Origin of the sequence: Streptomyces cinnabarinus, assembly GCF_027270315.1 — a bacterium.
GTDB lineage: Bacteria > Actinomycetota > Actinomycetes > Streptomycetales > Streptomycetaceae > Streptomyces > Streptomyces cinnabarinus.
In genome coordinates this window covers 1,653,892-1,676,383 of sequence record NZ_CP114413.1, presented here as the reverse complement: position 1 = coordinate 1,676,383, position 22,492 = coordinate 1,653,892, and the positions used below count along the sequence as shown (strand labels likewise).

General features: G+C 70.3%; 21 protein-coding genes, 1 pseudogene and 1 riboswitch. Of the genes and pseudogenes, 14 read left to right on the top strand and 8 right to left on the bottom strand.

Annotation, left to right across the window (positions count from 1 at the left end):
- Window positions 1-79: 79 nt before the first annotated feature.
- Window positions 80-1,285, top strand: a complete 1,206-nt coding sequence (locus STRCI_RS07465; RefSeq protein WP_269658060.1) for an ROK family transcriptional regulator — start codon at window positions 80-82, stop codon at window positions 1,283-1,285.
- Between the two features lie 49 nt (window positions 1,286-1,334).
- Here the strand turns inward: STRCI_RS07465 and STRCI_RS07460 are convergent, their stop codons facing one another.
- From STRCI_RS07460 to STRCI_RS07450, 3 genes are all read right to left on the bottom strand, one after another.
- A complete protein-coding gene (locus STRCI_RS07460; RefSeq protein WP_269658059.1) occupies window positions 1,335-2,078 on the bottom strand; it encodes an SDR family oxidoreductase in 744 nt (247 codons plus the stop codon).
- 93 nt (window positions 2,079-2,171) lie between these two features.
- Window positions 2,172-3,059 (bottom strand): RNA polymerase sigma-70 factor, encoded by an 888-nt coding sequence (locus tag STRCI_RS07455; protein WP_269658058.1) that lies wholly within the window; start codon window positions 3,057-3,059, stop codon window positions 2,172-2,174.
- A gap of 89 nt (window positions 3,060-3,148) precedes the next feature.
- Complete coding sequence (locus tag STRCI_RS07450) at window positions 3,149-5,476, bottom strand: chitinase C-terminal domain-containing protein (RefSeq protein WP_269658057.1); 2,328 nt, start codon at window positions 5,474-5,476, stop codon at window positions 3,149-3,151.
- Window positions 5,477-5,684: 208 nt separating this feature from the next.
- Window positions 5,685-5,815: riboswitch (FMN riboswitch) on the top strand.
- 149 nt (window positions 5,816-5,964) lie between these two features.
- Between STRCI_RS07450 and STRCI_RS07445 the strand changes: the two genes are divergently transcribed.
- The 9 genes from STRCI_RS07445 (at window position 5,965) to STRCI_RS07405 (ending at window position 13,192) form a co-directional block, all read left to right on the top strand.
- A complete protein-coding gene (locus STRCI_RS07445) occupies window positions 5,965-6,558 on the top strand; it encodes a riboflavin synthase (protein WP_269658056.1) in 594 nt (197 codons plus the stop codon).
- Complete coding sequence (locus STRCI_RS07440) at window positions 6,555-7,196, top strand: nicotinamide mononucleotide transporter family protein (RefSeq protein ID WP_269658055.1); 642 nt, start codon at window positions 6,555-6,557, stop codon at window positions 7,194-7,196. The genes STRCI_RS07445 and STRCI_RS07440 overlap by 4 nt, the downstream gene beginning before the upstream one ends.
- Window positions 7,193-8,482 (top strand): bifunctional 3,4-dihydroxy-2-butanone-4-phosphate synthase/GTP cyclohydrolase II, encoded by a 1,290-nt coding sequence (locus STRCI_RS07435; RefSeq protein ID WP_269658054.1) that lies wholly within the window; start codon window positions 7,193-7,195, stop codon window positions 8,480-8,482. Before STRCI_RS07440 ends, STRCI_RS07435 begins: the two co-directional genes overlap by 4 nt.
- 23 nt (window positions 8,483-8,505) lie before the next feature.
- Window positions 8,506-8,991, top strand: coding sequence for a 6,7-dimethyl-8-ribityllumazine synthase (ribH, locus tag STRCI_RS07430; protein ID WP_269658053.1), 486 nt, complete (start codon window positions 8,506-8,508; stop codon window positions 8,989-8,991).
- A 34-nt stretch (window positions 8,992-9,025) separates the two neighbouring features.
- Window positions 9,026-9,298 (top strand): phosphoribosyl-ATP diphosphatase, encoded by a 273-nt coding sequence (locus STRCI_RS07425; protein WP_015661856.1) that lies wholly within the window; start codon window positions 9,026-9,028, stop codon window positions 9,296-9,298.
- Between the two features lie 46 nt (window positions 9,299-9,344).
- The gene (gene hisG, locus STRCI_RS07420; RefSeq protein ID WP_269658052.1) at window positions 9,345-10,193 is read left to right on the top strand and encodes an ATP phosphoribosyltransferase; all 849 of its coding nucleotides are present in this window, start codon (window positions 9,345-9,347) and stop codon (window positions 10,191-10,193) included.
- Window positions 10,194-10,205: 12 nt separating this feature from the next.
- Window positions 10,206-10,649: a PH domain-containing protein gene (locus STRCI_RS07415; RefSeq protein ID WP_269658051.1), complete on the top strand. Its 444-nt coding sequence runs from the start codon at window positions 10,206-10,208 to the stop codon at window positions 10,647-10,649.
- 174 nt (window positions 10,650-10,823) lie between these two features.
- Complete coding sequence (locus STRCI_RS07410) at window positions 10,824-12,149, top strand: hemolysin family protein (protein ID WP_269658050.1); 1,326 nt, start codon at window positions 10,824-10,826, stop codon at window positions 12,147-12,149.
- Window positions 12,146-13,192: a hemolysin family protein gene (locus tag STRCI_RS07405; protein WP_269658049.1), complete on the top strand. Its 1,047-nt coding sequence runs from the start codon at window positions 12,146-12,148 to the stop codon at window positions 13,190-13,192. The genes STRCI_RS07410 and STRCI_RS07405 overlap by 4 nt, the downstream gene beginning before the upstream one ends.
- A 106-nt stretch (window positions 13,193-13,298) precedes the next feature.
- Here STRCI_RS07405 and STRCI_RS07400 read toward each other — a convergent pair whose 3' ends face one another.
- Together STRCI_RS07400 and STRCI_RS07395 are read right to left on the bottom strand one after the other, a co-directional pair.
- A complete protein-coding gene (locus tag STRCI_RS07400; RefSeq protein WP_269658048.1) occupies window positions 13,299-15,161 on the bottom strand; it encodes an AAA family ATPase in 1,863 nt (620 codons plus the stop codon).
- Between the two features lie 431 nt (window positions 15,162-15,592).
- Complete coding sequence (locus STRCI_RS07395) at window positions 15,593-16,243, bottom strand: uridine kinase family protein (protein ID WP_269658047.1); 651 nt, start codon at window positions 16,241-16,243, stop codon at window positions 15,593-15,595.
- A gap of 166 nt (window positions 16,244-16,409) precedes the next feature.
- Here STRCI_RS07395 and STRCI_RS07390 point away from each other — a divergent pair, with 166 nt between their 5' ends.
- From STRCI_RS07390 to STRCI_RS07380, 3 genes are all read left to right on the top strand, one after another.
- Entirely contained in the window at window positions 16,410-17,774 is a 1,365-nt protein-coding gene (locus STRCI_RS07390; RefSeq protein WP_269658046.1) for a peptidase C39 family protein, read from the top strand.
- Window positions 17,775-17,871: 97 nt separating this feature from the next.
- Window positions 17,872-18,012 (top strand): SCO1431 family membrane protein, encoded by a 141-nt coding sequence (locus STRCI_RS07385; protein WP_269658045.1) that lies wholly within the window; start codon window positions 17,872-17,874, stop codon window positions 18,010-18,012.
- Window positions 18,013-18,089: 77 nt separating this feature from the next.
- Complete coding sequence (locus STRCI_RS07380; protein ID WP_269658044.1) at window positions 18,090-18,749, top strand: TetR/AcrR family transcriptional regulator; 660 nt, start codon at window positions 18,090-18,092, stop codon at window positions 18,747-18,749.
- A 61-nt stretch (window positions 18,750-18,810) separates the two neighbouring features.
- Here the strand turns inward: STRCI_RS07380 and STRCI_RS07375 are convergent.
- Window positions 18,811-20,061 (bottom strand): annotated as a pseudogene (locus tag STRCI_RS07375) (glycoside hydrolase family 18 protein).
- A 325-nt stretch (window positions 20,062-20,386) separates the two neighbouring features.
- Between STRCI_RS07375 and STRCI_RS07370 the strand changes: the two are divergent.
- The gene (locus tag STRCI_RS07370) at window positions 20,387-21,559 is read left to right on the top strand and encodes an acyl-CoA dehydrogenase family protein (RefSeq protein ID WP_269658043.1); all 1,173 of its coding nucleotides are present in this window, start codon (window positions 20,387-20,389) and stop codon (window positions 21,557-21,559) included.
- On the opposite strand, the gene STRCI_RS07365 is transcribed toward STRCI_RS07370, so the two are convergent.
- Together STRCI_RS07365 and STRCI_RS07360 are read right to left on the bottom strand one after the other, a co-directional pair.
- Complete coding sequence (locus STRCI_RS07365) at window positions 21,522-21,770, bottom strand: hypothetical protein (RefSeq protein ID WP_269658042.1); 249 nt, start codon at window positions 21,768-21,770, stop codon at window positions 21,522-21,524. The genes STRCI_RS07370 and STRCI_RS07365 overlap by 38 nt on opposite strands.
- Window positions 21,771-21,975: 205 nt before the next feature.
- Window positions 21,976-22,419, bottom strand: coding sequence for a uroporphyrinogen-III synthase (locus STRCI_RS07360; protein WP_269658041.1), 444 nt, complete (start codon window positions 22,417-22,419; stop codon window positions 21,976-21,978).
- Window positions 22,420-22,492: the final 73 nt, after the last annotated feature.

Below are 22,492 nucleotides of genomic sequence, written 5' to 3'. Positions count from 1 at the left end.
TATCAGGAACCCTGCCTGATAGATAGGGGATTCCATGCCCGCGCCTCGCACACCGTCGCCGATCTGGAAGGATTCCGGCATGCCCGCATCCCCCAGCACCGCCAGGGTCATCAACGACCGGCTGGCCCTGAACCTGCTTCAGCAGGAGGGCCCGCTGACGGCGGGACGGCTGAAGGAACTGACCGGCCTGTCCCGCCCGAGCGTGGCGGACCTCGTCGAACGCCTCAGCGCCGCCGGTCTGATCCAGGTCGTGGGGGAGTCCGGCGAACAGCGCCGCGGACCGAACGCCAAGGTGTACGGGATCGTCGCCGACCGCGCCCACCTCGCGGCGCTCGACGTGCGCACCGAAGGGGTCTCGGTGACCGTGTCCGACCTGGTCGGGCGGGTACTGGCGGAGGCGTCGGCGCCGATCGACACCGGTGTGGGCACCGGGCCCGCGGTGGAACAGGCGGTGGCGCTGGTGGAGCGGGCGGTGAAGGAGGCGGGCGTGGACCGGCCGCACACCGTAGGCATCGGCGCGCCCGGCCTGATCGACCCCGCCACGGGCGAACTGCGCAGCTCGTCCGGCCTGCCCGAGTGGCACCGCCGCCTGGTCGCGGCCATCCAGGAACGCCTGCCGGAAGCGCGCGTCAGCGTGGAGAACGAGACCAACCTCGCGGCGCTGGCGGAACAGCGCGACGGGGCGGCCCGTGACCGGGACACCTTCGTACTGCTCTGGCTGGGCATGGGCGTGGGCGCGGCGGTGATGCTGGACGGCACGATCCGCCGGGGCGCGTCGGGCGGCACGGGCGAGATCGGCTTCCTGCCGGTGCCGGGCACGGCGGGCCTGCCCTCGGCCACGGGCTGCGACGGCGGCTTCCACTCCCTGGCGTGCGCCGCGGCGATCACGGAATTGGCGGTGACTTACGGGGTGACGGCGACCCCGGAGCCGGGCGAGCCGGAGGCGGCGGCCCTGGTCCGAACGGCGACGGCCGAACCGTCCCTCCCACCCCACACCGCCTTCCTCAACACCCTCGCCGACCGCTTGGCCCTGGGCGCGGCTGCGGTCACCTCTGTCCTGGACCCCGGCTGTGTAGTCCTGGCCGGCGAAATCGGCGGAGCGGGCGGCCCATGCCTGGCCACCCTGGTCCAGTCCCGCCTGGCAGCCCTGTCCCCCCTCCCGACGGAGGTCAGGGCCAGCGAACTGGGCGGTGAGGCGGTGCTGCGGGGCGCGTTGCTGACGGCGAGGGAGAGGGCGCAGGAGGAACTGTTCGGCTACCACAGCTCGGGCCGGCCCGACGCCTGAGCCAGAGCGCGTCGCACCGATTTCCTTCGCGGGGGCGAATAAATGCCCGTCAGTCGCGGAAGCGCACCGTCAGATACTCCTCGAACGTCCCCTTCCCCACCGCCCGCTCCGGCGCCAGATGCCCGCCCTCCCGGAACGCCCGGTACGCCTTCCCCGCCAGCGGAACGTTCAGCACCGGACGCCGACGCCCGACCACCCGGAGATAGGCACGGGCCAGGGACTCGAACGACCGCACCTCCGGCCCCGCCACGTCCTCCACACGCCCCGCAGGCGGCCCCCCGGCCAGCTCCGCCAGCCGGTCCGCCACCTCCGCCACCTCCACCGGCTGATCCCGCACCCCCGCCGGCAACAGCATCACCGGCGACTTCGACAACGACCCGAACACCTGGGCCAGCAGGTCGTGGAACTGCGTCGCCCGCAGGATCGTCCACCCGATCCCCGAGTCCTCCACCAGCCGCTCCACCGCGAGCTTGCTCCGGTAGTAGCCGAGCGGCACCAGATCGACCCCCACGATCGAGATGTAGACCAGATGCCCCACCCCCGCCTTCCGCGCGGCGGCGATCAGATGTCCCGCCGCCTCCTCGTCCCCGCCCCGCGGCGAACTCGCGCAGTGCACGATCACGTCCGCCCCCGACACGGCCGCGTCCAGCCCCGCACCCCCCGCCCGGAGATCCACGGCGTACGGCTGCGCATGCCGGCTGAGCACCCGCACCTCATGCCCGTCCGCCCGCAGCCGCTCGGCGACGGGCCGGCCGAGGGTTCCGGTACCGCCGGTCACCAGGATCGTGGTCATGCTGTCCGTCCTTTCGCAGGCCGGAGCCCCGAACCGGGCCCCTACGTCAGCTCAGACCGGGCAGCCGCGCGAAATGTGACAGCGCCCGAGGGCCTACGCCGGTGCCAGCTGACGACGTACGAACTCCAGCTTCTCCGGATTCACCACGGCCCGCGCGTGGGTGATCACTCCGTCCCGCGTCTCGAAGGCGACCACCGAGATCAAGGCGGAGTCCGACCAGGCGGCCATCCCGGTCGCACCGTTGACCTCCACCGCGGAGAACTCCACCCCGGCCAGGAACGTCCGCCGCGACCCCACCAGGAACCGGGACACATGGTCCCGGCCCTCGATCGGCCGCCGTGCCGCGCTGACCTTGCCGCCCCCGTCGCCGGTCCAGATCACATCGGCCGCCAGGAGCTTCTCCAGCGCGACCACATCGCCCTCCCGGGCCGCCGTGATGAAGGACTCGACCAGCTCCTCCCGCCGCTCCGGCTCGGCCTCGAACCGGGACTCCGGCTCGCCCACCCGCCGCACCGCCCGCCGGTACAGCTGACGGCAGTTGGCCTCGGTCAGCTCCAGCGCCTCGGAGATCTCCCGATGGCCGTACGCGAACGCCTCCCGCAGCACGAAAACGGCCCGCTCCGTAGGAGTGAGCCGTTCCAGCAGCACCAGCATCGCCAGCGACACCGACTCCCGCTGCTCGGCGGACTCCAGCGGCCCGAGAGCGCCGTCGGAGGTGAGGACCGGCTCCGGCAGCCACTCCCCGACGTACTCCTCCCGGCGCGCCCGCGCCGAGGTCAGCCGGGACAGACAGAGGTTGGTGACGACCTTGGCGAGCCAGGCCGACGGGCGTGCGATCTCCGTCCGGTCGGCGGCGCTGAACCGCAGATACGCGTCCTGGACGGCGTCCTCGGCCTCCTGGGCGGAGCCCAGCATGCGATAGGCCAGGCCGAACAGCCGGGGGCGGTGGGTCTCGAACTCGTCGGCGGTCGCGGTCGTCATGCCGTTCACCCTGCCAGACGCGCTGCGCTGGAGGCCCGGCGGCGGGCAAGGGCCGTCGTCACCGCCGCCGGGCCGGTTCTAGCGCGGGGTCAGCAGGCGCCGAGGTCCTGCCACACCCCCCATTCACCGGTGGTTCCGGGCTCCTCGCCCTTCGTCCACCACTTGGCCTTCCACGAGTGCCCCTTGTGGGAGACCTGAGTACCGCCGCCGTACTCCGTCGTGGAGTTCCACGCGGGCGCCGTGCAGGCACCGGGCGTCGGGGTCGGGTCGGTCGGGTCCGGGGTGGGGGTGGTTCCCGATCCCGGCTCCACCAGCGTCGTCCCGCGACCCAGGTTCCCGGCCAGCGAGTACGTCGTGCCGCCGATGTTCACCGTCCAGTTCCACGGCGTGGACACCGGCAGGTAGTAGTTGAACGACAGCTCCACCGACGCGCCCGGCGCCAGCGACTGCCAGCTCGGCAGCTTCAGCGAGACCCGGTGGAAGTCACCCTTCAGCCCGCCCACGTTGGAACCGGTGTGGTCGCTGCTGATCACCTTGGCGCCGAAGCCCGACTGGTCCGAGGCATTGGCCGGAGCGGCGGTCGAGTAGTCGAACTGGAACTCTGTACCGCCCGGCAGGGCCGACTTGGTGTTGTTGGTGATCTTCACCTTCGGCGTGATCGGGTAGTTGGAGTCACCGAGCTTGAACTCGCCGAACTCCACGCCGATGTCGACGGCCTTCGTGGGCAGCGCCTTGTTCGAGACCGTCGCGCCGTACGGGGAGGCGGACTTGAACTTCTCGTACATCGCGGAGGTCAGCGTCGAGCCCGGCTCGTACTGCCCCTTCGTCGCGTTCCAGCCGTAGTCACCGGCCAGCTCCCACACCATCGTGCCACCGATGCCGTTGCGCACCACGTAGTCGGCCTTGGCGTTCACCGACTGCTCGTCCTCGGTGGACAGGAAGACCTTCTTCTCGGCGTTCCACAGCCACGGCGCGACCAGCGTGGAGTCGTACTTGCGGGCGTAGCTGCCGGTCAGCCGGGTGTCGGCCGGGAAGCCGTACTTCGTCACGTAGTCCCCGACGACGCCCTTCTCCAGGTTCTTGGCGTGCCACATCGGGTTCGAACCCGCGGGCGACTCCTTGCCGTTGGTGTCGAGGTCGTGCCAGAGGTTGTCGATACCGGTGGCGCCGTCACCGCACTTGGTCAGCCCGGACCCGGCCGGACAGTTCGTGGCGGCGGCCTTGCCCCACAGTCCGTCGGTCCCGCCGGTGACGTTCTTGAATCCCCTGGTGTAGTAGGGGAGTCCGATGTTGATACGGCCGGCCGGCATCGAACCGCGGAAGTAGTGATACGCCCAGTCGGTGTTCAGATAACCGATTCCGCCGTACTGAGAGGCCGAATACACGCCCGCCGCGGCGAGTTCGGCGTCCTTGCCGTCGTCGAAGAGCGAGGCGTTCGGACCGACGTACTCGTTCCAGGCGCCGTGCAGGTCGTAGGACATGATGTTGACGTAGTCCAGGTACTTCTGCACCTGGAAGGTCTCCATGCCGCGCAGCAGATATCCGGAGGACGGCGCCGCGACCGAGAGCAGATAGTGCTTGCCGTCCGCCGCGCCCGCCCGGTCGAGCTTCTCGCGCAGCGTCTTCATCAGGGCCGCGTAGCCCTTGACCAGACCGGCCCTGCGGGCGTTGGCGAAGGACCAGTCGAGCGGGTTGCCCGCGTCCTTCATGGTCGTCGGGTACTCGTAATCGATATCGACGCCGTTGAAGCCGTACTTCCTGATGAAGTCGACGGCGGACGTCGCGAAGGTGTCGATGCCCGCCTGGTTCACCGAGCCGTCGGCATTCGTGGCCATCGAGTAGAAGCCGCCCGAGTTCACGCGCGTGCCGTTGGCGTCGAAATAGCCGCCGGTCTCGGCCCAGCCGCCCACCGAGATCAGCGTCTTGACGTTCGGGTGCTGCTTCTTGAACTTGTTGAGCAGATTGAAATGGCCCTTGTAGGAGAAGCCCGGGTCCATTTCCGCGCCGCTCACCCCCGGCCAGGTCATCCCGGTCGCGGCGTTGGTCGCGCCGTCCGCGCCGACCGAGAGCTTGTTGGAGCCGTCGATGTGCGCGAAGGCGTAGTTGAGGTGGGTGACCTTGTCCCAGGGGATGTCCGGCGCGAGGTAGGCGGGAGTGCCGTCCTTGCCGGTGCGCCAGCCGGTGAAGTAGCCGATCACCCGGCGCTGGTGGTCGGCGCCCATCTTCTCCCGGCCCTCGGCGTCGTAGACCGAGCAGTACGGGACGTCCACGCCGGGGGTCTTGTAGAGCCCGTCAGGGCGGCAGGACTCCTGGTCGGCGGCGTGCGAGACGGTCGCTGGAAGGCCGGCGAGCAGCAGCCCGGCGATGGCCGCGGCGCCCGCGAGCAGGGAGGTTCTCGCTCGGTTGCGTGACAGCAAGTCGGTTCCTCTCCACGGAAGTTGGCCAGACAGTAGGGAGGACTAGACCAATGCGTCAATAGGTATGGACCAATTCAAGGTTGAAGAGGAGTTGAGGGACTGTGGAAGAAGCGCCGAAGGAGTCCAGCCGGACCGCCTGTGAGCCACCCCACAGCCCTCACCCGCATGGACGACTGCCGGGCGTGGCACACTGGCCCTGTACCAGAAGCAGCGCACTCCGGGGTCGGTGAAAGTCCGAACCGGCGGTTACAGTCCGCGACCCGACCGCTTCCAGCGGCCGGTTGACCAGGTGAAATTCCTGGACCGACGGTTAAAGTCCGGATGGGAGGCAGTGCGCGGCGGGCGGGCATTCGTGCGCGCCGCCGATGTGAGCTCGTTCCTTCGCGGACGAGTTCTTCCGGCGTCGTTCCCGGTGCCGCAGTCCGTGTTCTCTGTCGTCATCGACAGCCCCGGAGTCCGTGCCCCCATGAGGCAGGAGGACCCGGGAAGTGTTCACCGGAATCGTCGAAGAGCTGGGCGAGATCACCGCCGTCGAGAACCTCGGTGACGCCTGTCGCTTCCGCCTGCGCGGCCCCGTCGTCACCGAGGGCGCCAAGCACGGCGACTCCATCGCGGTCAACGGCGTCTGCCTCACGGTCGTCGACCACGAGGGCGACGAGTTCACCGCCGATGTCATGGCCGAGACCCTCAACCGCTCCAGCCTGGGCGCCCTCGACGTCGGCTCCCGCGTCAACCTGGAGCGCCCCACCGCGGTCGGCGCCCGCCTCGGCGGCCACATCGTGCAGGGACATGTCGACGGCACCGGCGCGGTGCTGGAGCGCAAGCCCTCCGACAACTGGGAGATCATCAAGATCTCGCTCCCCGCGGACCTCGCCCGGTACGTCGTGGAGAAGGGCTCCATCACCGTCGACGGCATCAGCCTGACCGTCGTGGACGCGGGCCCCGACTACTTCACCGTGAGCCTCATCCCCACCACCCTCGCCCTGACCACGCTCGGCCTCAAGCAGCCCGGCGACCCGGTCAACCTGGAAGTCGACGTCGTCGCCAAGTACGTCGAGCGGCTGCTGGGAGCAGCCAAGTGAACTGGCTCAACTCCGAGGCCTTCGTCCTGTTCGACCAGCACATCATCTGGTCGGACATGGTCGGCAACAGCCTGGGCCTCATCACCCTCGCGCTGGGCTTCAGGCGCTCCCTGTGGACCTGGCCGGTCCAGTTCCTCTCCGGCCTCGTCCTCTTCGGCGCCTTCTACGGTCATCTGACCGGCAGCGCCGGCAAGCAGGTCGTGATCATGGCCGTCGCTCTGTACGGCTGGTGGCAGTGGAACCGCGGCACCGACAAGGCCGCGGACGGCAAGGTCTCCGTACGGTTCGCCACCTGGACCGAGCGCGCCGCGATGGTGGCCCTCGCCGCCGCCGGCACGGTCGGGGTGGCCCTGCTCTTCAAGGCGTACCCGAGCCTGTCCTGGGACCCTTGGCCCGACGCCTACATCTTCGTCGGCACCATCGTCGCCATGTACGCCCAGGCCCGCAGCATGGTCGAGTTCTGGTTCGCCTGGCTCCTCGTCGACCTCGTCGGCGTCCCGCTGAACTTCGAGAACGGCTACGCCTTCTCCGGCTTCGTCTACGTCATCTACGGCGCACTCGTCCTGTGGGGCATGCGCGACTGGTGGCTGCGCTCCCGCAGGGACTCGCGGCCCGTCCTGGAAGGAGCGCCCGCATGAACAGGGTTCCCGTCCTGTACCGCACCGACAACATCGAGGACTTCTCGCTCGACCCGGTCGAGCAGGCCATCGCCGACATCGCGGCCGGCCGTCCGGTCGTGGTCGTCGACGACGAGGACCGCGAGAACGAGGGCGACCTCGTCATCGCCGCCGAGAAGGCGACCCCCGAGATCGTCGCGTTCATGATGAGCGAGTGCCGCGGCATGATCTGCGCCCCCATGGAGGGCGAGGAGCTGGACCGGCTCGGCATCCCGCTGATGGTGGAGAACAACACCGAGTCCATGCGGACCGCGTTCACCGTCACCGTCGACGGGGCCCCCGCCCACGGCGTGACCACCGGCATCTCCGCCTCGGACCGCGCGACCACGCTCCAGCTGCTGGCGAGCGGCACCGCCCAGGAGGACGACTTCGTCCGCCCCGGCCACATCTTCCCGCTGCGCGCCCGCTCCGGCGGTGTCCTGGTCCGCAACGGCCACACCGAGGCCGCCGTCGACCTGGCCCGCCTCGCGGGGCTGCGTCCGGCCGGCGCCATCGTCGAGATCGCCGGTGAGGACGGCCGGATGCTGCGGCTGCCCGAGCTGATCCCGTTCGCCCGCAAGCACGGCCTGACGATCATCTCCATCGAGGACCTGATCGCCTACCGCCGCTCCGCCGAGCCCACCGTCCGCCGCGAGGCCGAGGTCCACCTGCCGACTGCGCACGGCACCTTCACCGCCTACGGCTACCGCTCCACCGTGGACGGCGTCGAGCACGTCGCCCTGGTGCACGGCGAGATCGGCGACGGCAAGGACGTGGTGGTCCGGGTCCACTCCGAGTGCCTCACCGGTGATGTCTTCGGCTCCCTGCGCTGCGACTGCGGCCCCCAGCTGGACACCGCCCTCGAGCGCATCCAGACCGAGGGCCGGGGCATCGTCGTCTACCTCCGCGGCCACGAGGGACGCGGCATCGGCCTCGTCTCCAAGCTGCGCGCCTACGAGCTCCAGGAGCGCGGCCGCGACACCCTGGACGCCAACCTGGAGCTCGGCCTGCCCGCCGATGCCCGGGACTACGCCGCCGGCGCCCAGATCCTCAGGGACCTCGGGGTGCGGAGCGTCCGCCTGATGACCAACAACCCCGACAAGACCGACGCCCTGGTCCGGCACGGCATCGAGGTCACCGACCGGGAGCCGATGCCCGTCACCGCGGGCGAGCACAACCTCCGGTACCTGCGCACCAAGCGGGACCGGATGGGACATGACCTGCCCTGGCTGGAGACGGCTCCCGTCTCCGCGTGCGGCAACCAGTAGACGCGAACCACAGAAGGAGAGACGTGAGCGGCAAGGGTGCACCGGAACTGTCCGTACAGGGCGTGGGCGATCTGCGGGTCGCCGTCGTCGCGGCGCAGTGGCACGAGAAGGTGATGGACGGACTGGTGGACGGCGCCCTGCGCGCCCTGCACGACCTCGGCATCGACGAGCCGACCCTGCTGAGGGTCCCGGGCAGCTGGGAGCTCCCGGTCGTCGCCAAGGTCCTCGCGGGCCGCGGCTACGACGCCGTCGTCGCCCTCGGCGTCGTCATCCGGGGCGGCACCCCGCACTTCGAGTACGTGTGCCAGGGCGTCACCCAGGGCCTCACCCAGGTCTCGGTGGAGACCGGCGTCCCGATCGGCTTCGGCGTGCTGACCTGCGACACCGAGGAGCAGGCCCTGGACCGCGCCGGGCTGACCGGCTCCAACGAGGACAAGGGGCACGAGGCGGTGACCGCGGCCGTCGCCACCGCGGCCACCCTGCGTTCAGTATCTGAACCCTGGCGCTGACGAACCGGGTATGTGGCATAGGCTGAGCGTCACCATGTCCAAGAAGACGTTCGAGGAGCTCTTCACCGAGCTCCAGCACAAGGCCGCCACCGGCGACCCCGCCACCTCCCGCACCGCCGAACTGGTCGGGAAGGGGGTCCATGCCATCGGCAAGAAGGTCGTCGAAGAGGCCGCCGAGGTCTGGATGGCCGCCGAGTACGAGGGCAAGGACGCGGCAGCCGAGGAGATCTCGCAGCTGCTGTACCACGTCCAGGTGATGATGGTCGCCCGCGGGATCTCCCTGGACGACGTCTACGCCCACCTCTGAGCCACCGCCGCACACCCGTATCTCTCACGCAAAGGAAGCCGACCTCATGCTGCGCATCGCCGTCCCCAACAAGGGTTCCCTCTCAGGCCCTGCGGCGGAGATGCTGCATGAGGCCGGCTACCAGCAGCGCCGCGAGTCCAAGGAACTGCGCATCGTCGACCCGGAGAACGAGGTCGAGTTCTTCTACCTCCGCCCCCGCGACATCGCGATCTACGTCTCCTCCGGCCGCCTCGACATCGGCATCACCGGCCTCGACCTGCTGATCGACTCCGGCGCCGACGCCGAGGTGATCCTCCCGCTCGGCTTCGCCCGCTCCACCTTCCGCTTCGCCGCCAAGCCCGGCACCGCGAACGGCATCGAGGACCTGAAGGGCAAGACGGTCGCCACCTCCTACGAGGGCATCGTCGAGGGCCACCTCGCCGACAACGGCATCGACGCCTCCGTCGTCCACCTCGACGGCGCCGTCGAGACGGCCATCGAGCTCGGCGTCGCCGAGGTCATCGCCGATGTCGTCGAGACCGGCACCTCGCTGCGCAACGCCGGTCTTGAGGTCTTCGGCGAGCCGATCATGAAGTCCGAGGCCGCCGTCATCCGCCGTACCGGCGCCGACGCCGAGGACCCCAAGGTGCAGCAGTTCCTGCGCCGCCTCCAGGGCGTCCTGGTGGCCCGGACGTACGTGATGATGGACTACGACTGCCGGGTCGAGCAGCTGGAGAAGGCCGTCGCGCTCACTCCGGGCCTGGAGTCCCCGACCGTCTCCCCGCTGCACAACGAGGGCTGGGTCGCCGTCCGCGCGATGGTCCCGTCCAAGGAGGCCCAGCGGATCATGGACGACCTGTACGACATCGGCGCCCGGGCCATCCTGACGACGGCCATCCACGCCTGCCGTCTCTGAGAGCCGTACGTCATGTCTGAACTGCCCGCCCTTCCCGTCACGTTCCGGCCGGGCCGCACGCGTGCCGTGCTGCTCACCGCCGGGGTCACGATCTTCGTGGTCATCACCGCCGTAGCCCTCCTGCTGGAGAAGCTCGGTCCCGGCGAGCGCCTGAGCTTCGTCCTCACCGGGGCGCTGATGTTCGGCGTCCTGGCCATGCTCGCCCGGGTCAAGGTCGTCGCCGACGACTCCGGTGTCACCGTCGTGAACATCGCCAGTAGGCGCCGACTGGACTGGGCCGAGATCCTCCAGGTGAACCTGCGCCCCGGCGACCCCTGGGTCTTCCTCGACCTCAGCGACGGCACCAGCCTGCCCGCGCTCGGCATCCAGCCGGGTATCGCCAAGGAGCGGGCCATCGCCGACGCCCGCGCGCTGCGAGCGCTCGTCGAGGCCCGCACGACGAGGGATCTGCCGTAGGCGGCCCTGTCTTGATTAATCTGTTGGCGGAGGCGTCTTCCCGGCGCCTCCGCCACTGATGTTCCACCTGGTCCTCAGAGGCCCCCTGCTACCCGAGGAGTGACTCCCTCCAGCGATGGACGGATCGTCCTGTAGTACCTGCGCCGCCCCCTCCCGACATATCGAGGCGGCGGCATGACCATCCCCCTGCTGCTGCTTGCCGCGGCATTCCTGCTGATCCTCGCCAACGGCTTCTTCGTGGCGGCCGAGTTCGGCCTGGTGACGGTCGAGCGCCCGGAGGCCGAGAAGGCCGCCGCCGAGGGCGACCGCCGCGCCCGTACGGTCGTCGAGTCGCTGAAGGAACTCTCCTTCCAGCTCTCCGGCACCCAGCTCGGCATCACCATCACCTCCCTCGTGGTCGGCATGCTCGCCGAGCCCGCGCTCGCCGAGCTGCTGAACGGCCCGATCACCGCGCTCGGTATTCCCGAGGGAGCCGTCTCGGGCGTCGCCGTCATCGTCGGCATGCTGATGGCCTCGGCCGTGCAGATGGTGATCGGCGAACTCGTGCCCAAGAACTGGGCGGTGTCCCGTCCGCTTCAGGTCGCGCGGTTCGTCGCGGGCCCGCAGCACCTCTTCGCGCGGGTCTTCCGGCCGGTCATCGCCACGCTGAACGCCGTCGCCAACCGGCTCGTCCGGGCGCTCGGCATCGAGCCCACCGAGGAGCTGGCCTCCGCCCGCACCCCCGGTGAACTCGTCTCCCTGGCCCGCCACTCCGCCCAGGCCGGCACCCTGGAGCAGGACACCGCCGACCTGTTCGTGCGGACCCTGTCGCTCGGCGAGCTGACCGCGCAGCATGTGATGACGCCGCGGGTGAAGGTCAGCGCGCTCCAGTCGTCGGCGACCGCCGAGGACGTCGTCAACCTGACCCGCGCCACCGGCCTGTCCCGCTTCCCCGTCTACCGGGAGCGGATCGACGAGGTGGTCGGCATGGTCCACCTCAAGGACGCGCTCGCCGTCCCGGCCGCCGACCGGCTGCGCACCCCCGTCGGCCGCATCGCCCGCCCCGCCCTGCTGGTCCCCGAGACCCTGCCGGTACGGCCGCTGCTGGCCCGGCTGCGCAGCGAACAGCCCATCGCGGTCGTCGTCGACGAGTACGGCGGCACCGCGGGCGTGGTCACCCTGGAGGACATCGTCGAGGAGATCGTCGGCGAGGTCCGCGACGAGCACGACGCCAAGGACCTCCCCGAGCTCGCCGCGGCCCCGGCCGAGGACGGCAGGCCCGCCTGGGACGCCGACGGCAGCTGCCGGGTCGACATCCTGCAGCGCATAGGACTCGACGTGCCCGAGGGCCCGTACGAAACCGTCGCCGGTCTGGTCGCCGATCTGCTCGGCCGGATCCCGGTCCCCGGCGACAAGGCGGAACTGCCCGGCTGGCGGCTCTCGGTGCGCCAGGTCGGCCACTACCGCGCCGAGCGGGTGCGCCTGGTCCGCACCGCCCCCGTGGTGGAGGCAGCCCGATGAGCGTGCTCCAACTCCTCTTCGCCGCGCTGCTGGTACTCGCCAACGGCTTCTTCGTCGGCGCCGAGTTCGCGCTGGTCTCGGTCCGCCGCAGCCAGATCGAACCGCTCGGCACCGCCCGCGCCCGACAGGTGCTGTACGGCCTGGAACACCTGCCGCAGATGATGGCGGCGGCCCAGTTCGGCATCACGGTCTGCTCACTGACCCTGGGCGCGGTGGCCGAGCCGACGGTCGCGCACATCCTGGAACCGCTCTTCGAGTGGATCCACCTCCCGCACGCGATGATCCACCCGCTGGGCTACGTCATCGCCCTCGCCACGGTCGTCTTCTTCCACCTCGTCATTGGCGAGATGGTCCCGAAGAACCTCGCGATGGCCGCGCCGGAGAAGGCCGCGCTGTGGCTCAGCCCCGGCCTGGTCGCCTTCGCCCGGCTGTGCCGTCCGCTCACCGTCGCCCTCGGCGCCTGCGCCCAGGGCATTCTGCGGCTCTTCCGGGTCGAGCCCAAGGACGAGGTCGAGGCGGTCTTCACCAGCGAGCAGCTCAATCGGCTGGTGGAGGACGCGGGCCAGGCCGGCCTGCTCGACCCCGAGGAACAGGAACGCCTGGAGGACGCCCTGGAGCTGGGCTCCCGCCCGGTCACGGACGTCCTGCTGCGCCGGGAATCCCTGGTGACGGTCCCACCCTCGGTCACCCCCGGCCAGATCGTCGACCTCACCGCCCGCACCGGCTACTCCCGCTTCCCGGTGGTCGCCGACACGGGCGCCTTCATGGGCTACCTCCATGTGAAGGACGTCCTCGACCTGGAGGACTCGGAGCGTGCGGTGCCCCAGCAGGTCTGGCGCCCCATGACGACGCTGAGGCCGGAACTCCCTCTCGACGACGCCCTCACGGTGATGCGCAGGGCGGCGACACATCTGGCCCAGGTAGCGGACGCGTCCGGCAAGGTCCTGGGCCTGGTCGCCCTGGAGGACGTACTGGAACTACTGGTGGGCGAGGTAACGGACCCGGCCCACAGGGCTCTGCCGAAACAGGCCCTGGCGAGCTAGCCAGCGGTGGCCCCGCGCCCCTGAAGGGGCGCGGGGAACTGCGCGACAAGCCACGACGATCCCGCAGTCGCGAAACATCAGAGGCGACCGACCCAGTGGGCGACCCTCACATCCCCGGCGGATCCTGAGGCCCCCGCCCCGACAACACTTCCCCGTACGCCTGCATCAGATCCGGCAGCCGCAATGTCGACAAGTCATCCCGCGTCAACGTCCCGGGATAAGTCGACAACCGCAGGTCCCGATACGCGCAGCTCTTCTCGTACAGCGTCCGCAGGAACCGCCCGTTGCCCAGCTCGTCGATCCACCCCTGGTCCACGACATGCCCGGCGATGGACCGCAGCTCGTCCAGCGCCTCCTCGTCCCAAACGTCGCCGTTCTCCCCGGCGAGCACCTCTCCGATGGAGGTGAGTTCCAGGGGCCGGTAGGAGGGAAAGTCCACGCGGGTGGTGAAGCGGGAGGACAGCCCGGGGTTGGCGGCCAGCAGACGGTCCATGCCCTCGGGATACCCGGCGAGGATCACGACCAGGTGGTCCCGGTTGTCCTCCGCCCGCTTCAACAGCACCTGCAGCGCCTCGTCGCCGTACGCGTCCCCCTTGCCGTAGCCGGAGTTGGACAGCGAATACGCCTCGTCGACGAAGAGCACACCCCCGAGCGCGGAGTCGATCAGCTCGTTGGCCTTCACCGCCGTCTGCCCGAGATACTCACCGACCAGATCCGCGCGCTGCGCCTCCACGAGATGGTCGCCGCCGAGCAGCCCCAGGGCGTAGAAGACGCGGCCCAGGATGCGCGCGACCGTGGTCTTGCCGGTGCCGGAGGGACCGGAGAAGACGAAGTGCCGTTTGGGCGGCTGGACCGGAAGCCCCTGCCCGGCCCGCAGCCGGGCCATGTTCAACTGCGCCGACAACGCCTTGACCTGGCGCTTGACCGGCTCCAGGCCCACCATGCGCTCCAGTTCGGCGAGCGCCTCCTCGAGTAACACCGGATCGGTCGGCCCCGCGGGCGGCGGCTGGCCCGCGAAGTTCACCCGCTCCCGCACGGCGGGGTCGGGCACCGGCGGCAGCGGGCCGGAGGCCGGGAGGTCCGGCCCGGAGAGCTTCAGGTCCCGGCCCTCGCCGAAGAGCGGATCGAGCGTGTCGGGGCCGTCCACGGAGTCCTGGCCGAAACCGGTGAGCGTGATCGGCGCCAGATCGCCGGCCTCGTCGTACCCGTCGCCCTCGGCGATGGCGGCGAGCCGCGCCGAGGTGTCCATGAAGGCGGGGTCCACGCGGTGCACGGCCCGGTACAGCGGCAGCGCGGCCGCCGACCGCCCGGTGCCCTCATGGGCCCGCGCCAGCCAGTACCGCAGCTCCTTGCGCTGCGGCTGTTCGCTGCGGCAGCGCATCAGGGCCGCGGAGAGCAGCGGCTCGGCCTGGCCGTACATCTCCAGGCGGACCCGGGCCATCCCGCCGAACAGCCCGGCCTCGATGCCGAGCATCGGGTCGTCGAGCAGGGGGTCGGTGTGCCGGACGAGCTGTTCCCAGTCCTTGACCAGGTAGGCGCGGCAGGCGTGCAGGAAGCGGACCTGGGCGTCGGCGTCCACCGGTGGCAGTCCGGCGAGGGCCCGGTCCAGTTCCGGCACATGCCGGCCGTCCAGCCAGTGCGAGGCGTGCGCGAGCAGCAGATCGCGCGGGCTCTCCAGCACCGGTTGCACCCACCAGCCGAGCCAGTACCAGGAGTTGAGCGTGCGCCGGTGCCGGGCGCGCTGCTCCCCGAAGCGGTCCCGGTGCCGGAACATCCGCAGCAGCGCGGTCGTCGTGTCCACGCGCAGCGCGTGCAGGCCGAGCCAGCCGTCGGCCATGCCGGGATCCATCCGCACCGCGGCGCGGAACTCCTCCTCCGCCTGCGGATAAGCGCCCATCGTGTAGGCGTCCACGCCTCGCAACCAGGCGAGGTCGGCCGGGGCCTCGGGGCCCTGCGTGCCGAAGTCCATCACGTCCCCCACAAACCGTGCCCCCGTCGGTTGGCCGCCGGGCCGTCACCCGTCGGCCGCTGGAGTCGAACCGCCGTACCGCGGACCGGAGTTGCAACGGTGCGCGGAGCAACGGTCCAGGTCGCACCGAGGGCATCGTACCTGCGGTGGTGTCGCCCGCCCCAGGGTGCCGCACCGGTCGTTTGGCGAGGTGGGAGCAGATGGGGAGCGCACGACGTGGTGACCCAGGGTGAGCGAAACCCGCCTCGGGGCGGCCGGAAAACGGGGTGAGGGCAGAACGAAGCCCCCGATCACGGGGGAACAACCGGGGGCTTCGCGTCTATCGGGCGGTCTCCGATGACCGCACATTGAGAACGTAAGACCTGTACGGCCCCTGGGTCAAGCCGAGTTGGGGCACTCCGGCAAGTTCCGGTGGGGGGCTCTTCACAACTTCACCACATTGGGGACGGTCCATCACTCAGCGTGAGGAACTGGTCTGTTTCTCCTGTCCCGGCAGGCCCGGGACGCAGCTCGTACCCCTGCGCACACTGCCTTACCAGGACATCCGAGAACGGCCGTGAGGGGTCCGCCGAGAAGTGCCGTCGTTCCGCCGCGACCCAGCCGTCCCAGAACTCCCGCTGCTCCTCGCCGTCGCGCGAGCGGCCGCGCGCCCAGGACTCCGCGCGCGGCAGGTCCATCCAGAGCAGGAAGGCCAGATACGGCCGCAGTGCCTGCCGCCCGGCGCCGACTCCCTCGACGAGGACGACGGGGGAGGGCGGCAGCGGGACGGCGGGCCGGAAGCGGCGGGTGTGCCAGTCGTAGGGGGTGTAGTGGGCGGTCCCGCCGCGGGAGAGCGGGGCGATCACCTGGGTCAGCAGGCGGTCGGTCCAGTCGAACAGCTCGTCGTGGCTGGCGATGTCGTCCAGTCGCAGCACGGGCGCATCGCCCAGCGTCCGCGCCAGCCGCCCGGCGAACGTCGACTTCCCGGACCCGGCGTGTCCGTCGATCCCGATCAGACGGACCGGACCGCAGGAGGCGGGGAGGCTGTGGAGCCGCGAGGCGAGCTGGTGGATGACGGGTCCCGGGGTGAGTGGTGTGTGCACCGGGAGTCTAGTGATCCGGCGCTCGGGTGATGCCAGTGGTCGAGTCCAATATTCCTCCCGCGGCATGCTCCGAAGTGCTGGCAGCGGCCTTCCCTTGAGTCCATAGTTGGCGCACGCACCGTGCACTGGACCTGCCCCGACTCGGACACCTGGGGGTCTTCCGCCCATGAGCAGATCCGAACAGCCGTCCCGCAGAACCGTACTGAGCGCCGCGGTGGCCGCGGCCGTGGCGGGTGGGGCCGGCGCCGTCCCGGCCGTCGCCGCGAGCGGTGCCCCCACCGTTCCCGCGCGGGCCGGGAGCCGCCGGATCGACAACCGCGCCTGGACGACGTACACCGACTGGCGCTCCGGCGCCGCCAAGGGCACGCGCGCCGTGGCCGGGGTCCGGCCCGGACTGGTGATCGGCTCGCCGATCGGCCTCGCCGACTACACCGACCCGCACACCGGCACCACCGCCACCTGGGAGTACGCGAGCTGGACCTCGCCCGTGCACCGGCTCTCGGTGCCCTCGACCGAGGCCATAGCGTCCTGGAACGCGCACACCCCCGCCGGTACCTGGATCCAGATCGAGCTGAAGGGCACCTACTCCGACGGCACCGACACGCCCTGGTACGTGATGGGCCGCTGGGCCGCCGGGGACGAGGACATCAGGCGGACCTCCGTCGACGACCAGACGGACGACAGGTCCACGGTCTGGACCGACACCTTCGCGATCGACGACCCGGCGACCGGCCTGCGCCTGACCTCCTACCGGCTGCGGCTGACCCTCTACCGCAAGCCGGGGACGAAGCGGACCCCCACCGTGTGGCGGGTCGGCGCCATGGGCTCGGATGTCGAGGACCGCTTCACCGTCCCCGCCTCCACCCCCGGCCTCGCGCAGGAGCTGGCCGTCCCGCGGTACTCGCAGGAGATCCACATCGGCCAGTACCCCGAGTACGACAACGGCGGCGAGGCCTGGTGCAGCCCCACCTCCTCGCAGATGATCGTCGAGTACTGGGGCGGGAGGCTCACCCCGGAGCAACTGGCCTGGGTCGACCCGGCGTTCGCCGATCCGCAGGTGTGCCACGCGGCCCGCTACACCTTTGACTATCAGTACGAGGGCTGCGGCAACTGGCCCTTCAACGCCGCCTACGCCGCCACCTTCAAGGACCTCCAGGGCGTCGTCACCAGGCTCGGCTCGCTGACCGACCTGGAGACCCTCATCGCCGCGGGCATCCCGGCCATAACGTCCCAGTCCTTCCTGAAGGAGGAGCTGACCGGGGCGGGCTACGGCACCTCGGGGCATCTGATGACCGTGATCGGGTTCACCGCCGAGGGCGACGTGATCGCCAACGACCCGAACTCGCCGACCAACGCTGCGGTACGGCGTGTGTACCTCAGGCGGGAGTGGGAGAACATCTGGCTGCGCACCAAGCGGTACAACGCCGGCGGTAAGGTCGTCTCGGGCACCGGAGGCGTCTGCTACCTGTACTTCCCGTCCCGTCCCTCGATGCGCCAGCGCATGGCGCTCGCCGCGGTGGGCGTGCGCTGAGACGTCGTACGGCGGCCCCCCGGAGCCTTCCCGGGGGGTCGTCCCCTGTGACCAAGGTCTCGGCCGCAAAACCCCCGGCCGGTGGCAAGGTGGACGGATGAGCACGAATGCAGCCACCGCCACCCGGGTCCGTACCGGCGGCCCTGAGGAAGACGGTCCGAAGACCCTCGAACATGTCCTGGGCTGGACCCTCGTCGTGGTCGTCGCGATGCTCGTGACCCAGCTCGGTCTGCTCTGACCCGATGTGACCTGACACATATTCGAACCTGCCATACTGCGGAGGTCCCGCCGCCCGCTTGAGACCAGGGTCGAAACGTGAACAGTCAGCAGCGCGCCGCCGTCGTCCGGCCCCGGGCGCGCGGCACCGAGCGATCGGCGGCTCGGCGCGCCGAACTCATCGCCATCGGGCGGAGATTGTTCGCCGACACGTCCTATGACGCGCTCTCCATGGACGACATCGCGCGCCAGGCCCATGTGGCCAAGGGGCTGATCTACTACTACTTCCAGTCCAAGCGCGGCTACTACCTGGCGATCATCGAGGACTCCGTCGCCGACCTGGTCACCTACGCGGCGGGCGGCGTCGAACTGCCCCCGGTGGACCGGGTCCACCGCACGATCGACAGCTATCTGCGCTACGCCGAGCACAACCAGGCCGCCTACCGCACGATCGTCAGCGGCGGCGTCGGCTTCGACACCGAGGTGCACGGCATCCGGGACGGCGTGCGCGAGGCGATCGTCGCGACCATCGCCGAGGGCGCGTACGGCCGTACCGACATCGCCCCACTGGCCCGGATGAGCCTGCTGGCCTGGGTGTGCAGCGTCGAGGGCGCGGCCCTGGACTGGATAGACCGCCCCGAACTCTCCCGCGACACCATGCGCGATCTGCTGGTGAAGACCCTGGGCGGCGCCCTGCGCGCCGTCGAGGAAATGGACCCCGCCTACCAGGCTCCGCGGCCCGCCCGCCGCGACGCATGACCGCATGACGAAGGGGCGGAGTCTCGTGGTCTCCGCCCCTCCAAGTCCCCCGTGTCAGGGGCTACTTGATGGCCTTGATCAGCTCACCGTTGGCGGTGTCGCCGCTCAGCTCCCAGAAGAACGTGCCCGCCAGGCCCTGCTGGTTCTTGTACGTCATCTTCGAGGCGATGGTCGCCGGGGTGTCGTAGCTCCACCAGTTGTTGCCGCACTTGGCGTAGGCGGTGCCGCCCACCTTGCCGGTCGCCGGGCACTTGGTCTTCAGGACCTTGTAGTCCTCGATGCCCTGCTCGTACGTCCCGGCCGCCGGGCCGGTCGCGGTGCCGCCGGGCGCCGCCTGGGTCACTCCGGTCCAGCCGCGGCCGTAGAAGCCGATGCCGAGCAGGAGCTTGGAGGCCGGGATGCCGAGGCCCTTGAGCTTGGCGATGGTCGCCGAGCTGTGCAGGTTGGCCTTCGGGATGCCCGAGTAGGAGGTCAGCGGTGAGTGCGGGGCCGTCGGCCCGGCCGCGTCCCAGGCGCCGAAGTAGTCGTAGGTCATCGGGTTGTACCAGTTGACGTACCGGGCGGCGCCCGCGTAGTCCGCCGCGTCGATCTTGCCGCCGGCGGTGGCGTCGGCGGTGATCGCCGCGGTCACCAGGTTGCCGGTGCCGAACTTGGCGCGCAGCGCCTGCATCAGGTTCTTGAAGGCCGCCCGGCCGCTGGTGTCACAGGTCAGGCCGCAGCTGTTCGGATACTCCCAGTCGATGTCGATGCCGTCGAAGACATCCGCCCACTTGGAGTTCTCGACCAGGTCGTAGCAGGACTGGGCGAACGCGGCCGGGTTCTGCGCCGCCTAGCCGAAGCCGCCGGACCAGTTCCAGCCTCCGAAGGACCACAGCACCTTGAGGTTCGGGTGCTTCTTCTTCAGCTCGCGCAGCTGGTTCAAGGTGCCGCGCAGCGGCTGGTCCCAGGTGTCCGCGACGCCGTCGACCGACTCGGCCGCGGTGTAGGTGCGCTCGGTGGCCGCGTAGTTGTCCCCGATCACGCACTTGCCGCCGGTGACATTGCCGAAGGCGTAGTTGATGTGCGTGAGCCTGGCCGCGGAACCCGAGGTCTCGATGTTCTTGACGTAGTACTTGCGCTCGTAGGTGCCCCATTCGGTGAAGTAGCCGATCACCTTGGAGCCTGCCGCTTTGGTACCGACGGCCGCTTCAGCGGCGGGAGCGCTCGGTTCCGCGGTGGCCGTACCCGCCCCGGCGAGCAGTCCGGCGCCGAGTACGGCCGCGCAGGCGGCGGAGATCAGCCCCCGGAATCGGGTGCGGTGGGGAATGTGCATCGGGTGTCTCCTCGTGGGGGAGAGGGGAACGCGCGCCGATTGGCATGAACGCGGTAAAGCGTTGCCCGCACATTAGGAGGACTAGACCAGTCGGGTCAATGGTTCGGACCAATCTCACCGGGCTTGAGTTTTCTTGGAGTAAGCGGTCGTTAACTGGTGACTCGGTGCCTCCGATCGGGCATACTCACAGCGCACAGCCGCTGGTCAGCAGCTTCCGAGACCCGGGAGTGCGAGCATCGGCCCGCACCCAGTGAGACCCCGGCGGAGCCGCCCCACCCAAGGCGTACGTCCGCCGATGCGCCCGATAAGGGAGGAGAGCGTCGCCATGCCCGACCGCGCCCCGCAGCCGGTGGACCGGCCATTGCCCACGGACGAGGCCCGGGATCTGATCTCGCTCGTTCGTGACATCGCGCAGCGTGAGATCGCCCCGAAGGCGGCCGAGGAGGAGGACGCCGGACGCTTCCCGCGCGAGGTCTTCGCCCTGCTGTCGGAATCGGGCCTTCTCGGCCTGCCCTATGACTCCGAGTACGGCGGCGGCGATCAGCCGTACGAGGTCTACCTCCAGGTCCTCGAAGAGCTCGCGGCCGCCCGGCTCACCGTCGGCCTCGGCGTCAGCGTGCACACCCTGGCCTCCTACGCCCTCGCCGCCTACGGCACCAAGGAGCAGCAGGTCGAGCACCTGCCCGCGATGCTGGGCGGCGGTCTGCTGGGCGCCTACTGCCTCTCCGAGCCCTCCTCCGGCTCCGACGCGGCCTCCCTGCGCACCAAGGCGGTGCGGGACGGCGACGACTGGGTGATCACCGGGACGAAGGCCTGGATCACCCACGGCGGCATCGCCGACTACTACACGGTCATGGCCCGCACCGGCGAGGAGGGCCCGCGCGGGATCACCGCCTTCCTGGTCCCCGGCGACGCCGAGGGGCTGAGCGCGGCGGCGCCCGAGAAGAAGATGGGCATGAAGGGCTCCCCGACCGCCCAGGTCCACTTCGACGGCGTACGGGTCTCCGACGACCGCCGGCTCGGCGAGGAGGGGCAGGGCTTCGCCATCGCCCTGTCCGCGCTGGACTCCGGGCGGCTGGGCATCGCGGCCTGCGCGATCGGCGTGGCCCAGGCGGCGCTGGACGAGGCCGTGGCGTACGCGGCGGGACGCAGGCAGTTCGGGCGGCCCATCTCCGACTTCCAGGGCCTGCGCTTCATGCTCGCCGACATGGCGACCCAGATCGAGGCGGGCCGGGCGCTGTACCTGTCGGCCGCGCGCCTGCGGGACGCGGGGCGGCCGTTCGCCAAGCAGGCCGCGATGGCCAAGCTGCACTGCACCGACACCGCGATGAAGGTGACCACCGACGCCGTGCAGATCCTCGGCGGATACGGCTACACCGCGGACTTCCCGGCCGAGCGCTACATGCGCGAGGCCAAGGTGCTCCAGATCGTCGAGGGCACCAATCAGATCCAGCGCATGGTCATCGCCCGTCACCTCGCGGGTCCCGAGGGTCGCTGAACGCACCGGGCCGCACCGTCGGCGCCGCCAGCCGGATCCACTCCGGGTCGTGGCGGCCCGGCAGGGTGCGGCCCCGGTCCGCCCAAGTACGCATCAGATCCCGGTAGATGGGCGGGTCCGGGGGCTGCGGCGGGGCCAGCGGAACCGATTCTGCGGGTGGCGGCACGAAGATGCGTCGCTGACGCCCGGTCGTTGTATAGGTGGGGGTCATACCAGGGCAACGCCGGGGCGGCCGGACAGGTCACCGATCAGCTGAATCGGGAGTGCGTTCGCTGACGCCCCCGCGTCGATGTCCTCCGCGTCGATGCCCTCGCGTACACGCCGAACCCGCACACACCGAACCCGCACCACGGCAACCTGCGAGTCGTGGTGCGGGATTTCGGCTTTCCGGTACGGCTGACCGGTACGGAGATCGCTCAGGCGGCGTGGCGCCGCATCGTCGGTACGCGCATCGGGCGTGAGCCCGGGCCGCCGACGTGCGAGAAGGGCTGGGTCCGCCAGTCAAGACCCTGAGGGAGCGTCAACAGCAGCGCGGTGTCCTGCTCCTGGGGCTCGGCCGACTCGTCCGCGGAGCGGGCCTCGGTGGCACGGCGGCCGGTACCGGCGCACACCGTCAGCCCGAACGGGTTCCACGGCGAGGCACACAGTGCGTGCTCCGGCAGGACCTCCTCATCCGCCAGCAGCGCGATGGGCTGCGCGCAGTCCGGGCAGATCACCCGGTACATCTCGAAGGTGTCGTACGCGTCGAACTCGTCGTCGCCGAAGTCGGATGCGTCGGGTTCGACGCCCTCCGGCTCGGGCTCGACGACCAGCTGCGGGCGCTTGGCTCCGGTACGACCAGGGCGCTTAAGACTCTGCATGGGATTCTCCCCCTCGGGCTGGGCCGTTCAGGCACTGCGGCCTCGACCACAGCAAGCACTTCCCGCCCCGTCT

Excerpts from the sequence above, each read along its gene's own strand:
- STRCI_RS07465 (WP_269658060.1), top strand. The coding sequence starts at position 80 with ATGCCCGCATCCCCCAGCACCGCCAGGGTCATCAACGACCGGCTGGCC.
- STRCI_RS07460 (WP_269658059.1), bottom strand. The coding sequence starts at position 2,078 with ATGACCACGATCCTGGTGACCGGCGGTACCGGAACCCTCGGCCGGCCC.
- STRCI_RS07455 (WP_269658058.1), bottom strand. The coding sequence starts at position 3,059 with ATGACGACCGCGACCGCCGACGAGTTCGAGACCCACCGCCCCCGGCTG.
- STRCI_RS07435 (WP_269658054.1), top strand. The coding sequence starts at position 7,193 with ATGAACAGGGTTCCCGTCCTGTACCGCACCGACAACATCGAGGACTTC.
- STRCI_RS07425 (WP_015661856.1), top strand. The coding sequence starts at position 9,026 with ATGTCCAAGAAGACGTTCGAGGAGCTCTTCACCGAGCTCCAGCACAAG.
- hisG (WP_269658052.1), top strand. The coding sequence starts at position 9,345 with ATGCTGCGCATCGCCGTCCCCAACAAGGGTTCCCTCTCAGGCCCTGCG.
- STRCI_RS07415 (WP_269658051.1), top strand. The coding sequence starts at position 10,206 with ATGTCTGAACTGCCCGCCCTTCCCGTCACGTTCCGGCCGGGCCGCACG.
- STRCI_RS07410 (WP_269658050.1), top strand. The coding sequence starts at position 10,824 with ATGACCATCCCCCTGCTGCTGCTTGCCGCGGCATTCCTGCTGATCCTC.
- STRCI_RS07405 (WP_269658049.1), top strand. The coding sequence starts at position 12,146 with ATGAGCGTGCTCCAACTCCTCTTCGCCGCGCTGCTGGTACTCGCCAAC.
- STRCI_RS07400 (WP_269658048.1), bottom strand. The coding sequence starts at position 15,161 with ATGGACTTCGGCACGCAGGGCCCCGAGGCCCCGGCCGACCTCGCCTGG.
- STRCI_RS07390 (WP_269658046.1), top strand. The coding sequence starts at position 16,410 with ATGAGCAGATCCGAACAGCCGTCCCGCAGAACCGTACTGAGCGCCGCG.
- STRCI_RS07385 (WP_269658045.1), top strand. The coding sequence starts at position 17,872 with ATGAGCACGAATGCAGCCACCGCCACCCGGGTCCGTACCGGCGGCCCT.
- STRCI_RS07370 (WP_269658043.1), top strand. The coding sequence starts at position 20,387 with ATGCCCGACCGCGCCCCGCAGCCGGTGGACCGGCCATTGCCCACGGAC.
- STRCI_RS07365 (WP_269658042.1), bottom strand. The coding sequence starts at position 21,770 with ATGACCCCCACCTATACAACGACCGGGCGTCAGCGACGCATCTTCGTG.
- STRCI_RS07360 (WP_269658041.1), bottom strand. The coding sequence starts at position 22,419 with ATGCAGAGTCTTAAGCGCCCTGGTCGTACCGGAGCCAAGCGCCCGCAG.